General features: G+C 64.0%; 11 protein-coding genes. 7 read left to right on the plus strand and 4 right to left on the minus strand.

Annotation, left to right across the window (positions count from 1 at the left end):
* The first annotated feature begins 42 nt into the window (after window positions 1–42).
* Window positions 43–1,299 carry a D-amino acid dehydrogenase gene (locus tag O7B34_RS26240; RefSeq protein WP_337148760.1) on the plus strand — a complete coding sequence of 419 codons (1,257 nt, stop codon included), beginning with the start codon at window positions 43–45 and terminating at the stop codon, window positions 1,297–1,299.
* An 88-nt stretch (window positions 1,300–1,387) separates the two neighbouring features.
* Here the strand turns inward: O7B34_RS26240 and O7B34_RS26245 are convergent, their stop codons facing one another.
* The 3 genes from O7B34_RS26245 to O7B34_RS26255 form a co-directional block, all read right to left on the minus strand.
* A complete protein-coding gene (locus tag O7B34_RS26245; RefSeq protein ID WP_442921004.1) occupies window positions 1,388–3,520 on the minus strand; it encodes a phospholipase D-like domain-containing protein in 2,133 nt (710 codons plus the stop codon).
* Between the two features lie 17 nt (window positions 3,521–3,537).
* Entirely contained in the window at window positions 3,538–3,981 is a 444-nt protein-coding gene (locus tag O7B34_RS26250) for a hypothetical protein (protein ID WP_337148762.1), read from the minus strand.
* A gap of 141 nt (window positions 3,982–4,122) precedes the next feature.
* Entirely contained in the window at window positions 4,123–5,004 is an 882-nt protein-coding gene (locus O7B34_RS26255) for a LysR family transcriptional regulator (protein ID WP_337148764.1), read from the minus strand.
* Between the two features lie 213 nt (window positions 5,005–5,217).
* Here O7B34_RS26255 and O7B34_RS26260 point away from each other — a divergent pair, with 213 nt between their 5' ends.
* A complete protein-coding gene (locus tag O7B34_RS26260) occupies window positions 5,218–6,714 on the plus strand; it encodes a CoA-acylating methylmalonate-semialdehyde dehydrogenase (RefSeq protein ID WP_337148766.1) in 1,497 nt (498 codons plus the stop codon).
* A gap of 387 nt (window positions 6,715–7,101) precedes the next feature.
* Window positions 7,102–7,407: a hypothetical protein gene (locus O7B34_RS26265; protein WP_027141741.1), complete on the plus strand. Its 306-nt coding sequence runs from the start codon at window positions 7,102–7,104 to the stop codon at window positions 7,405–7,407.
* 13 nt (window positions 7,408–7,420) lie between these two features.
* On the opposite strand, the gene O7B34_RS26270 is transcribed toward O7B34_RS26265, so the two are convergent.
* On the minus strand, window positions 7,421–8,113 hold the full coding sequence (locus tag O7B34_RS26270; RefSeq protein WP_442921003.1) for a GntR family transcriptional regulator: 693 nt from the start codon (window positions 8,111–8,113) through the stop codon (window positions 7,421–7,423).
* A 69-nt stretch (window positions 8,114–8,182) separates the two neighbouring features.
* Here O7B34_RS26270 and O7B34_RS26275 point away from each other — a divergent pair, with 69 nt between their 5' ends.
* The 4 genes from O7B34_RS26275 (at window position 8,183) to O7B34_RS26290 (ending at window position 12,682) form a co-directional block, all read left to right on the plus strand.
* Window positions 8,183–9,076: a dihydrodipicolinate synthase family protein gene (locus O7B34_RS26275; protein WP_337148768.1), complete on the plus strand. Its 894-nt coding sequence runs from the start codon at window positions 8,183–8,185 to the stop codon at window positions 9,074–9,076.
* 38 nt (window positions 9,077–9,114) lie between these two features.
* Complete coding sequence (locus tag O7B34_RS26280; protein ID WP_337148769.1) at window positions 9,115–10,428, plus strand: NAD(P)/FAD-dependent oxidoreductase; 1,314 nt, start codon at window positions 9,115–9,117, stop codon at window positions 10,426–10,428.
* A gap of 14 nt (window positions 10,429–10,442) precedes the next feature.
* Entirely contained in the window at window positions 10,443–11,444 is a 1,002-nt protein-coding gene (locus O7B34_RS26285; protein WP_337148770.1) for a 4-hydroxyproline epimerase, read from the plus strand.
* A gap of 335 nt (window positions 11,445–11,779) precedes the next feature.
* Entirely contained in the window at window positions 11,780–12,682 is a 903-nt protein-coding gene (locus O7B34_RS26290) for a branched-chain amino acid ABC transporter permease (RefSeq protein ID WP_337148771.1), read from the plus strand.
* Window positions 12,683–12,770 lie beyond the last annotated feature (88 nt).

Below are 12,770 nucleotides of genomic sequence, written 5' to 3' on the forward strand. Positions count from 1 at the left end.
CGTGTCCATCGGCATGAAGGACATGGCGTGAGGAGTGAATGAATGAAGATCATGGTGCTGGGCAGTGGCGTCATCGGGGTGACCACGGCCTATTATCTCGCCGAGGCCGGCCATGAGGTGACGGTGATCGACCGCCAGAAAGGCCCGGCGCTGGAAACCAGCTTTGCCAATGCCGGCGAGATTTCGCCCGGCTATGCCTCGCCCTGGGCCGGCCCCGGCATTCCGCTCAAGGCGCTCAAGTGGCTCTTGATGAAGCATGGCCCGCTGGTGGTGCGGCCGGCCTTCGACCCGCATATGTGGACATGGCTGGTCAAGATGCTGCGCAACTGCACCGCCGAGCGCTACGCCATCAACAAATCGCGCATGGTGCCGCTGGCGGAATACAGTCGCGACACGCTGAAGACGCTACGCGAAGCAACGGGCATTGCCTATGACGAGCGGACCCAGGGCACGCTGCAGCTGTTTCGCACGCAAAAGCAGCTCGACGGCACGTCAGGCGATGTCGAGGTGCTGAAGAAATATGGCGTGCCCTATGAGATCCTCGATCCGAACGGCTGTATCGCGGCCGAGCCGGCGCTGGCCGCGGTGCGCGATAAGTTCGTCGGCGGGTTGAGGCTGCCGCACGACGAGACCGGCGACTGCAAGATGTTCACCGACAAGCTGACCGAGCTCTGCGTGGCGCGCGGCGTCAAGTTCGAATACGACGTGACGATCTGGCGCGTCATCCGCAGCCGCAATCGCGTCGCCAATCTCAGCACAAGCAAGGGTTTCAAGACCGCCGATGCCTATGTGATGGCGCTGGGCAGCTACTCGGCGGGCCTCATGCGCCGGATGAAGCGGCCGATCCCGGTCTATCCGGTCAAGGGCTATTCGATCACGGTGCCGATCAAGGACGCCGCCGCCGCACCGGTGTCGACGGTGATGGACGAAACCTACAAGGTCGCAATCACTCGGCTCGGCGACCGCATCCGCGTCGGCGGCACGGCCGAGATTTCCGGCTTCGATCTCAGGCTGCACGAATCGCGGCGCCGAACCCTCGAACACTCGGTCGGCGATCTCTTTCCCGGCGCTGGCGCCATGCGCGAAGCGACTTTCTGGTGCGGGCTGCGGCCGATGACGCCGGACGGACCGCCGCTGATCGGCCGCACCGAACTGTCGAACCTCTTTCTCAACACCGGCCATGGCACGCTCGGCTGGACCATGGCCTGCGGCTCGGCCAAGGTGCTGGCCGACATCATGTCGAACCGGGTACCCGACATCGACGTGCGTGCCCTGGCGCAGGAGCGCTATCTGAAATAGCGGCCTGCGCGTCTGGCCGACGCGCTTTGTTCTTTGCTTTGATGCATGTCGTAGCCCCAAAACCGGGGCCATTATTGGGCGACATGCATCAGAACGCCTGCTTGACCCACGCCTCGTCGAACAGCAGCCGGTAGGCCCACGGGATCGTCACCTTGGTGGAAACCGGGTTCGAGTGCGCGAGATAATCATCATAGACCGGCTTCATCCTGGCGTAGAAGGCGGGGTCGAGCACCATCATGCCGTTCTCCGAATCGTGGAAGAAGCTGCGGTTGTTGAGGTTGACCGAGGAAATGGCGACCAGCCTTTCGTCGATCATCATGATCTTGGAATGCAGCACCACGTCAGGCGCCTTGAACTCGCGGATGTCGATGCGGTCGCCATATTTTTCGACGAACAGCTTGTTCAGCGCGGTAAGGAACTTGCCGCCGATGTCGCCCTTGAGGTCGATGCGGCCGACAATGTCGATCCTGACGCCGCGGGCGAGTGCCCGGTCAAAGGCCTCGGCGAGGCTGGGGGTCAAATTGAGGTAAGGGTTGACGATCTGGATACGGTGCTGGGCGGCATCGACAAGCTCGACGAAATAAGCCTCCAGCGCATGATCATCCTCATAGGGCACCGAGATGAAATGCCGGGCATTGCCTTGGGGGTGACCATCTTCGTGGACCGGGACAGAGAAGGGGCGCGCCAGGTTGGTGTCGGCGTCGCGCAGCCATATCGTCGACAGATGCGCGGCCAGCGTCTCGACCGTCGCCCGGTCGGCGAACTCGATGTCGAAGTCGCTCCAGTTCGAATAGTAGTTCAGCGAAAATCCGTCGGTCTTGCCATATTGCTCGAGGTCCGGATAGCGCGACAGGTCGATGGGCTGGTGGAACAGGAAGCCGTCATGGATGTTGCGGCCGCCGATGATGACGCGCGAACGCGCGGGGTCCTGCGCCAGCGTCGCCAGCATCTTGATATGATGGACCTTGTGCAATTGTGAAATCTGCTCGTCGATCGGCGCGCCATGGTCCGCCTGCCAGCGATATTCCTGCAATTCGACATTGGGGAATTCGGCCGCCAGGCGGTGCAGCATGGCGTCGTCCTTGTCGCGTTCCAGCACGTCGGTCACCGTGATGCGCACCTTGGTGCCAAGCGCTGCATGATGGCGGATCAATCGTTCGAAGATACGGCCGGAAAAGTCCGCCTTGAACTCGAGCGAGGACAGATAGATCAGCTTCAGCGTTGGCGCCTTCGAGAAATCGAGCGGCAGTTCGGGGTCACCGTTGTCTATTGTCGCATCGGACAGCGGCGCGCCCATCAGCGCCTCGACCTTGGCATTGAAGCCGTCGCGCGACTTGCGCAGCAGCCTGGGCTCGCCGATCGGCATGGCGCAGGTCTGCGACAGCCAGCGGCCGGCATAGAAGGCGCGCTCGAGGGCGTCGATGCCGGCGCCGCTGGGGACCGGGCAGCGCTGGTAGCGGCTGTCCAAGCTGGCGAGCGCCGGATCGCTGGTCTCTTCGCGCCGGATGGTGAGGGGCGCGCCGGTGGCCGCAAGGCTGGAGCGGATCCTTGCCGTGCACCGGTTCAGGCTGTCACCCGGAAACAGGCTGACCGTGTCGTCCTCGCCCAACAGACGAAAGCCGAATGTGGCGCCGGCGGCAATGATGCGTGAGGTTCCCGCGGCGCGGATCGCCAATGCCCCGTCGCAAGTGCCCTCGATGTCGGCCGGCTGCTTGCCTGCCTGGCGCACGACGATCTCGGTGCTGCGCGCCTGCAGGCCGGAGAAATCGAAGGTCTTGGGCGCCGAAGGACGCGCCGCCGCATCGATATAGAGCGTCTGCCGCGACACCCGCCAGCGGCCGTCGAAATGGCCGTCGCCGCTGCCTATGCCGGCTGGCGGCAGATGTATGTTGGCAACCGGTCCGGCCAGTTGCCGTAGCGTCGAATATGTCGCCTGGACATCGCGGTTCTGGACATCGCGGCGGTTGCGCCCGAAGGGGCCGGTGCCGTTGGCACGGTCCATGGCGCCGAGCTGGTTGTTGGCAAGCAGCGCCAGGAACCGTCGTTCATAGTCGCTGTCGCCGGTATCTCCGAAAAACTGCGCCGCCGCGACCTGTGCCCCGGGCGTGCTGGCCGACAGCGAGGGCCGCGCGCAAGCCTCCTGTCCCTCCAGGAGGTCGCAGGCATTGCCGCCTGCGCCGGCACAGCCAGCAAGGGCGGCCAGTCCGAACAGGGCGAGCATGACGGCGGTGCGGACGTTCACCCGGCGGCTCCGGCCTTCATGGCGCTCAACTGTGCGGGGTCGCGCGGCGGCATGAAACCTTGCGGAAAAACCTTGCAGACAGGGATGGTGAAGGTGGCAATCAGCAGTTCCGCCTCGCTGCGCAGCTTGCGGGGCGCCGTCTTGTCGTCGCGAATTGCCCTCGCCGAGGCGACGAGGGCGCCATCGCAGTCGCAATGATTGCGGCGGGCGATGTAGCAGGCGTCATGGGTTCGGCAAACGGCGTCGAGGCGGTCGACCGGCCGGGCCGACAGATCGCCGGTGCGGGTGCCGGGACCGCAGTAATTTCCGATGACGAAAGGCGACGGGCGCGCCATGACGTAGCGGATCGGTTTGGGCAATTCGGCTTCCGGCACTTTTGTCCATGGGTTGGCGCATGCGGAGACGAACAGCAGCGGCAGGATGGCAAGAACGGCTCGCATGTATATCCGCGCCAGCTTTCTGAAAGATTTCCCCACCCGACAGCCACCCATGGCCGGCGACCGGTGATGCCACACTGTGCGGTTTTGTGGCAAGGAAAAGGCGGCGTGTGGAAACCTTGCTGTTTCGCCGTGACGGCGCTGCTACAGGAAGAGGCCCCGCTCGCGCTCGACCGCCTTGGTGATGAAGCTGGCGACGATCTGGACGCGGCGCAGCGGCCTGACCGATTCGTGATAGACCAGCCAGTAGGCGCGGCGGATAGGCGCGACGACATCGACGGCCACCAACTCCGGGATCGAGCGGGCGACGAAGGTGTGCAGGATGCCGATGCCGGCGCCCGAGCGCACGGCTTCGGCCTGGCCGAGTGCCGAGGAGATGGCGAAGCTGGTGCGCCAGTCCGCGCTGAATTCTGCGGCATAGTCGAGCGAAGGGCTGACGATGAGATCCGGCACATAGCCGATCAGTGTGTGCTGGCCGAGTTCGGCGGCGGTTTGGGGCAAGCCATGGGCTTCGGCGTAGGCGCGGGAGGCGAACAGGCCGAGCGAATAGTCGACCAATTTTCCCGCCACCAGCCGGCCTTCGGTCGGCCGTTCGACGGTGATCGCGATATCGGCTTCGCGCCGCGACAGCGAGAAGGAGCGCGGCACCGGCACGAGCTGGATGGTGAGTTCGCGGTGAAGGGCGGTGAGTTCGCCCAGCCGCTTGGCCAGGAAGGCGACGCCGAAGCCGTCGGGTGCGCCGATGCGCACGGTGCCGGACACGTCATCTCCTTCGCCTGATATGGTCGAGCGCGCGGCGATCATGTCGCCCTCCATGCGCTCGGCGATATCGAGGAAGCGCTCGCCGGCCGGCGTCAGCTCGCTGCCGGTGGTCAGCCGGCGAAAGAGTTTTGTCCTCAGTGCTTCCTCAAGGGCCGCGATGCGGCGCGAGACTGTGGCATGGTTGAGCTCCAGCCGGCGCGCGGCGCCAAGAATCTGGCCGGCACGCGCCACGGCGAGGAAGATGCGGACGTCATCCCAGTTCATCGGGATGCTCCGGCGGGCAATCGTCAACGTCGCGTTCCACAGAACTCAATATAACCATGCCAGTGATGTCCAGCATACCTTACCATTTGCGGCAATTGATGCACAGCCCTCGCTTGTTATCTATTTTCCGCACAACGGTTGCGTTCTCCCTCGCGTTGCCTTCGCCGCCGCAAAGGCGGACAATACGGCATCACAAATAAAGGGAGAGAAATCATGATCGACTACGGTCATTTCATCGGCGGCAAGCGTGTCGCCGGCACCAGCGGCCGCAAGCAGGACGTCATGCAGCCGATGGACGGCACGGTGCGCGGCACGGTGGCGCTGGCCTCGCAGGCGGAGCTGCGCGCGGCGGTCGAGAATGCCAAGGCCGCGCAGCCCAAATGGGCGGCGACCAATCCGCAGCGCCGCGTGCGCGTGCTGATGAAATTCCTCGAACTGGTCGCCCGCGACTATGACGAACTGGCCGAGATCCTGGCGCGCGAACATGGCAAGACCATCGCCGACGCCAAGGGCGACATCCAGCGTGGCCTCGAAGTCGTAGAGGTCTGCATCGGCGCGCCGCATATGATGAAGGGTGAGTTCACCGACGGCGCCGGTCCCGGCATCGACGTCTATTCGATGCGCCAGCCGCTCGGCGTCGTCGCCGGCATCACGCCGTTCAATTTCCCGGCGATGATCCCGCTTTGGAAGATCGCACCAGCGATCGCCTGCGGCAACGCCTTCATCCTGAAGCCTTCGGAGCGTGATCCGGGCGTGCCGATGCGCATTGCCGAGCTGTTCATCGAGGCCGGCCTGCCGGCCGGTATCCTCAACGTCGTCAACGGCGACAAGGATGTCGTCGACGCTATCCTCGACGATCCCGACATCAAGGCCATCGGCTTTGTCGGCTCGACGCCGATCGCCCACTACATCTATTCGCGCGGCACGGCGGCCGGCAAGCGCGTGCAGTGCTTCGGCGGTGCCAAGAACCATATGATCATCATGCCCGACGCCGACATGGACCAGACCGTCGACGCGCTGATCGGCGCCGGTTACGGCTCGGCCGGCGAGCGCTGCATGGCGATCTCGGTGGCCGTGCCGGTCGGCAACGACACCGCCAACCGGCTGATGGAAAAGCTGATCCCGCGCGTCGAGAGCCTGAAGGTCGGACCGTCGACGGACTCGGCCGCCGATTTCGGCCCGCTGGTCACCGCCCAGGCGCTGGAGCGCGTCAAGGGCTACGTCGATACCGGCGTCAAGGAAGGCGCCACGCTCGTCGTCGACGGCCGCGGCTTCAAGATGCAGGGCTATGAGGACGGCTACTATATGGGCGGTTGCCTGTTCGACAACGTGACGGCGGACATGCGCATCTACAAGGAAGAGATCTTTGGACCGGTGCTCTCGGTGGTGCGCGCGCCGACCTATGAGAACGCCATCAAGCTCGCCAACGATCACGAGATGGGCAATGGCGTCGCCATCTTCACCCGCGACGGCGACGCGGCGCGCGACTTCGCCAGCCGTGTTCAGGTCGGCATGGTCGGCGTCAACGTGCCGATCCCGGTGCCGATCGCCTACTACACTTTCGGCGGCTGGAAGGCGTCTTCCTTCGGCGACCTCAACCAGCACGGCCCGGACGCGTTCCGCTTCTATACCAAGACCAAGACGGTGACCTCGCGCTGGCCGTCGGGCATCAAGGATGGCGCCGAATTCGTCATCCCGACGATGAACTAGCCGGACGATTTCTAGCTTGCGCGTCCTCGCCTTCGGCTGCGGGCGCGCGGGCCGGCATCAAGGATGGCGCCGAATTCGTCATCCCGACGATGAACTAGCCGGACGTTTTCTTCGTCTGCGCGTCCTCGCTGCGGGCGCGGGCAGGCATCAAGGATGATGCGAGTTCGTCATCCCGACGATGGACTGACCGGACGAGAAGACGCGATTTTACTCAAGGCCTAAGTCTCCGGGCTTAGGCCTTTTGTTTGCAAACGTTAATGTGATGGAACCGGCGGGGGCTCGCGGGACTTAGGGCTGCAATCCTGCCGTGGAGGAGGCCCGGCAGACAACCAGGGCGCCGCACGGCGGGCCGGTGGCATTGCATCGTCCGGCGCAAGGAGGTGTCAGATGACACGACGTCTTACGGCGACACTGTTCGTTGCGGCGATGGCGATGTGCACCGGCGCTGCTCAGGCAAATGCGGCCGGGCAATGCGCGGCACGCGCCGATATCGTGAAAGCGCTCGGCGAGAACTTCCACGAAAGCGAAGCCGGGCGCGGCCTGATCAATCCCAATGTGGTCCTCGAAGTGTTCGTTTCCGATCAAGGCAGCTGGACGGTTCTGGCTTCCGACACGAAGGGCCAGAGTTGCATCCTGTCGGTCGGCGAGGGCTGGGACAGCCCAACGATCAAGGCGGCCTTGCCGGGCGCCTGAACTATTTTTGCAGTTAGCGCGTCGCGGCCACCTCGGCATGGCCGCGCAGCAGAGCCATCAGTTTCTTGGCGTCCTTGGCGGCGCCTTCCTCGTCGCCGTCCAGGATCGAGCGGATCAGTGCTACATGGTGCTCGGCGGATTCCGCCAGCCCGGTGTCCGCCTTGTAGCGGAACCAGAAGCGGCGGCTGTGGGTCTGCAGGGGGGCGGCGAGCCGGGCGGCGAACGGGTTGTCGGCGGCCAGCGCCAGCGCCTCGTCGAGCGCCTTGTCGGCCTGGATGAAGGCAAGCACATTGCCAGATATCACTGCCTTCTGCATGGCGAGCGCCGCCTCGTGAAACAGGTCGGCGGCCTCGCGGGTGACGAAACGGGCGGCTGATCGTGCGAGCACCACCTCGACGCCGCGCCGGGCATCGAGCACACGCAGCCAGTCGCCCGGATGCAGCGGCGCGATCGCGATGCCGGCGCGGGGCCTGACGTCGAGCAGCCCTTCCCAGGCCAGCCGCTGGATCGCCTCGCGCACCGGCGTGCGGCCGAGCGCCAGCCGCTCGATCAAGGAGCCCTCGGTGACAAAACTCGCCGGGGCCAGTTCGAGCGTGACGATCATGTGCTCAAGGACACGGTAGGCCTTGGTCGCCGCGGGCTCGGAGAGGGTGGTTGCTTCCATGGATATCAAAGCCGGTCTCCTGATATATCTAGAATATATCATAACGGATTCCGCATTGACAGCGGCTTTCCTAACAGATATACGGCTGATATATCAGATGGAGAAATAGCCATGTGGACCGGAGTTTTCCCCGCCGTCACGACCAAATTCACCGCCGACGACCGGCTCGACCACGCCGAAATGGAACGTTGCTTCAGCTTGCAGATGGAGGCGGGCTGCGACGGCATCACCGTCTGCGGCTCGCTCGGCGAAGGGCCGATGCTGTCGCCTGACGAGAAGATCGAGGTGCTGAAGACCGCGCAGAAGATCGCAGGCAAGAAGCCGGTGCTGCTGACCGTCAACGAGGCCGGCACCCGCGAGGCGACCAGCATCGCCAGGCGCGCCGCCAAGGAAGGCGCCAACGGCCTGATGGTGGTGCCGAGCCCGATCTACCACACCAACGCGGAAGAGACCGTGGCAGCCCTGCGCGCCGTGGCCCAGGCCGGCGACCTGCCGGTCATGATCTATTCCAACCGGCTCGCCTACCGCGTCGACGTAACCGTCGACCAGATGGAGGAGCTGGCATCGGACAAGCGCTTCGTCGCCATCAAGGAATCTTCCGACGACATCCGCCGCTCGACCGAGATCATCAACCGCCTGGGCAGCCGCTACGACCTGTTCACCGGTGTCGACAACCTCGCCTTCGAGGCGCTGTCGGTGGGCGCCATAGGCTGGGTGGCCGGCCTGGTCACCGCCTTCCCGCGCGAGACCGTCGCCATCTACCAGCTGATGAAGCACGGCCGCCGCGAAGAGGCGCTCGCCATCTACCGCTGGTTCCGGCCGCTGCTCGACCTCGATGTCTCGACCTATCTGGTGCAGAACATCAAGCTTGCCGAAGTGTTCGCCATCAACACCAACGATCGCGTCCGCATGCCGCGCATGCCGCTGTCGGGCGAACGCCGCAAGACCGTCGAGAAGATCGTCAAGGATGCGCTGGCGGTACGGCCGACACTGCCACAGTTCTAAGGAGAAGATGCCGGCAGCCAGGTGAAGGGCAGCGCCACGTGACAGGAAGTACCAAATCGACAGAAGCGGGGCGCCGCCCCGCCCTTCGGGCACCTTCTAACCGTGAACGGGGAGAAGGGAAAGACATTGCCATCGTCGGTGGCGGCATCATCGGTATTTGCGCGGCTGCCTTCCTCGCCGAGGCCGGGCTGGATGTCACGGTCTTCGATCGCACCGGCATCTGCGAGGAGACGAGCTCAGGCAATGCCGCCGCCTTTGCTTTTTCCGACGTGCTGCCGCTGGCGCACAAGGGCATGATCAGGCAGCTGCCGAAATGGCTGGCCGATCCACTCGGCCCGCTCAGCATCCCGCCCGCCTACCTGCCCAAGCTGCTGCCCTGGCTGATCCGGTTCTGGCGCGCCGGCGCGCCAGGGAAATACGAGGCGAGCCTGACGGCCCAGGCCGGCATGATGAAGCTTGCCGAGGCCGAATGGATGGATCTGCTCGATCGGTCCGGCACGCGGCCGATGCTGCGCGAGGACGGTTCGCTCGAGCTCTACGAAAGCGAAGCCGAGTTCCGCGCCTCCCTGTCGGGCTGGGCGGCGCGCGAGCGCTTCGGCATCGGCTTCCGCCATGTAGAAGGTGAAAACCTCGCGGGCTTGCAGCCTGGGTTGTCACCGCGCTTCGTCAAGGGCACCTTCGTGCCGGGATGGAAGACGGTCGCCGATCCAAAACTGCTCGGCAAGGCGGTGTGGGCTTACGCGCAGTCCAAGGGCGCCCGCTTCGAGATGGCCCGCATCGACCGCGTCGCCGCGAATCAGGATGGTGCGACACTGACGCTGGCCGATGGCTCGACAAGACAAGCCAGGCACATCGTCATTGCCGCGGGCGCCTGGTCGCACCTGCTGGCGCGGCAGCTCGGCGATCGCATTCCGCTGGAGACCGAGCGCGGCTACAACACGACGCTGCCGACGAGCGCTTTCGACGTGAGGCGGCAGCTGATCTTTTCCGGTCATGGCTTCGTCATCACCCCGCTCGAAACGGGCCTGCGCGTCGGCGGTGCCGTGGAACTCGGCGGCATCGAGCGACCACCCAATTTCAACAGGTCGAAAGCGCTCCTGCAGAAGGCGCGGAAATTCCTTCCGGGGCTCGATCCCTCGGGCGGACGCGAATGGATGGGGTTCCGGCCCTCGCTGCCGGATTCGGTGCCCGTCATCGGCAAGGCGACACGAAGCCGGTCGGTGATCTACGCCTTCGGTCACGGCCATCTCGGCCTGACCCAGGCCGCGGCAACCGGGCGGTTGATCAGGGAATTCGTTCTGGGGCAGACTTCGTCCGTTGATCTGGCCCCCTTCAGCCCACAACGGTTTTGATCTCGAGGAGCGACATGGCCAAGAAATCCTTCTTCTGCATCGACGGACACACCTGCGGCAACCCGGTGCGGCTGGTCGCCGGCGGCGGGCCGCTGCTGCAGGGCTCGACGATGATGGAACGGCGCGCGCATTTCCTCGCCGAATATGACTGGATCCGCACCGGCCTGATGTTCGAGCCGCGCGGCCATGACGTGATGTCCGGCTCGATCCTCTATCCGCCGACACGCGAGGATTGCGACATCGCCATCCTGTTCATCGAGACGTCCGGTTGCCTGCCCATGTGCGGCCACGGCACCATAGGCACGGTGACGATGGCCATCGAGCACGACTTGATCAAGCCGAAGACGCCGGGCGTGCTCAGGCTCGACACGCCGGCCGGCCTGGTCATCGCCGAATACAAGCAGGTCGGCGAGTATGTCGAGGAGGTGCGCATCACCAATGTGCCGTCCTTCCTCCATGCCGAAGGGCTGACAGTCGAATGTCCAGGGCTGGGTGAAATAACCGTCGATGTCGCCTATGGCGGCAATTTCTATGCCATCGTCGAACCGCAGGCGAACTATCGCGACATGGCCGACTATTCCGCCGGCGACTTCATCGCCTGGAGCCCGGTGGTGCGGCAGCGGCTCAACGAGAAGTATTCCTTCGTGCATCCGGAGAACCCCGGCATCGCCGGGTTGTCGCACATGCTGTGGACCGGCAAGCCGACGGTCGAGGGCGCCGATGCCCGCAATGCCGTTTTCTACGGCGATAAGGCGATCGATCGCTCGCCCTGCGGCACCGGCACATCGGCGCGCATGGCGCAGCTTCATGCCAAGGGCAAGCTCAGGGCAGGCGACGCCTTCGTCCATGAATCGATCATCGGCTCGCTGTTCAAGGGCAAGGTCGAAAAAGAGGTCACCGTGGCTGGCAAGCCGGCGATCATCCCCTCGATCGGCGGCTGGGCGCGCATGACCGGACTGAACACCATCTTCATCGACGACCGCGACCCGTTCGCGCATGGTTTCGTGGTCAAGTAGGAGAATCCTGACCTTACGGAAAGGAGTGTGACGAAAAAACGAACCATGTCAGGAACGCAACGATTCTTCTCATCACCTAATCTTGACGGTGATTTCTTCGAAACGGAGCGCATGATGCGGCCCAATCGTCAAAGACATTGCGTTATGCCAATGGTAGGGTCCGCGATAGTCCAGGGGCTGGGTGCGAAAAACGGGCGATCGGGAAGACGTGACTTGGAACCACGCGGAGCGGTCGAAAAAATCACGTTGCAATCCGGGCTCGAAACTTTACGACTAGGGGAAATACGAAAAGGAATGCGTCTGCATGGGCGACATTCCAGGGGAGCCATGTACACATGCAGTATTTTGTCCAGCAGCTTATCAATGGGCTGACGCTGGGATCGATCTATGGGCTGATCGCAATCGGCTACACGATGGTCTACGGCATCATCGGCATGATCAATTTCGCCCATGGTGACATCTTCATGGTGGGCGCCTTCACGGCACTGATCGTCTTCCTCATCCTCGGCGCGCTGTTTTATTCGGTGCCCGTGGTCATCGCGCTGCTGGTCATGATGATCGTGGCGATGCTGCTCACCAGCCTCTACAACTGGACCATCGAGAAGGTGGCCTACCGGCCGCTGCGCGGTTCGTTCCGGCTGGCGCCGCTGATCACCGCCATCGGCATGTCGATCGCGCTGTCGAACTTCGTCCAGGTGACGCAAGGCCCCCGCAACAAGCCGATCCCGCCGATGGTCAGCCAGGTCTACAACATCAACGGCGTCAGCATGTCGCTGAAGCAGATCATCATCGTCATCGTCACCGCTTTGCTGCTGGCGCTGTTCTGGTACCTGGTCAACAAAACCTCGCTCGGCCGGGCGCAACGCGCCTGCGAGCAGGACCGCAAGATGGCCGCACTGCTCGGCATCGACGTCGATCGCACCATCTCGATCACCTTCATCATGGGCGCAGCCCTTGCGGCCGTCGCCGGCACGCTGTTCCTGATGTATTACGGCGTCATCGCCTTCTCGGACGGCTTTACGCCCGGGGTAAAAGCTTTCACGGCGGCGGTTCTTGGCGGCATCGGCTCATTGCCAGGTGCCGTGCTGGGCGGCCTCCTCATCGGCTTCATCGAGAGCATGTGGTCGGCCTATTTCTCGATCGACTACAAGGACGTCGCCGCCTTCTCGATCCTGGCGATCGTCCTGATCTTCCTGCCTTCCGGCATCTTGGGCCGGCCAGAAGTCGAAAAGGTCTGAGACCATGGCCGTGACCGTATCTCCACAGCGCGACATCGTCGCCAGCCCCATGCAGCGCGCGCTGCGCGAGGCCTTCTATGCCGGCGCG

The sequence above is a fragment of the Mesorhizobium sp. Cs1299R1N3 genome (genome assembly GCF_037179625.1).
Classification (GTDB): Bacteria; Pseudomonadota; Alphaproteobacteria; order Rhizobiales; family Rhizobiaceae; genus Mesorhizobium; species Mesorhizobium salmacidum.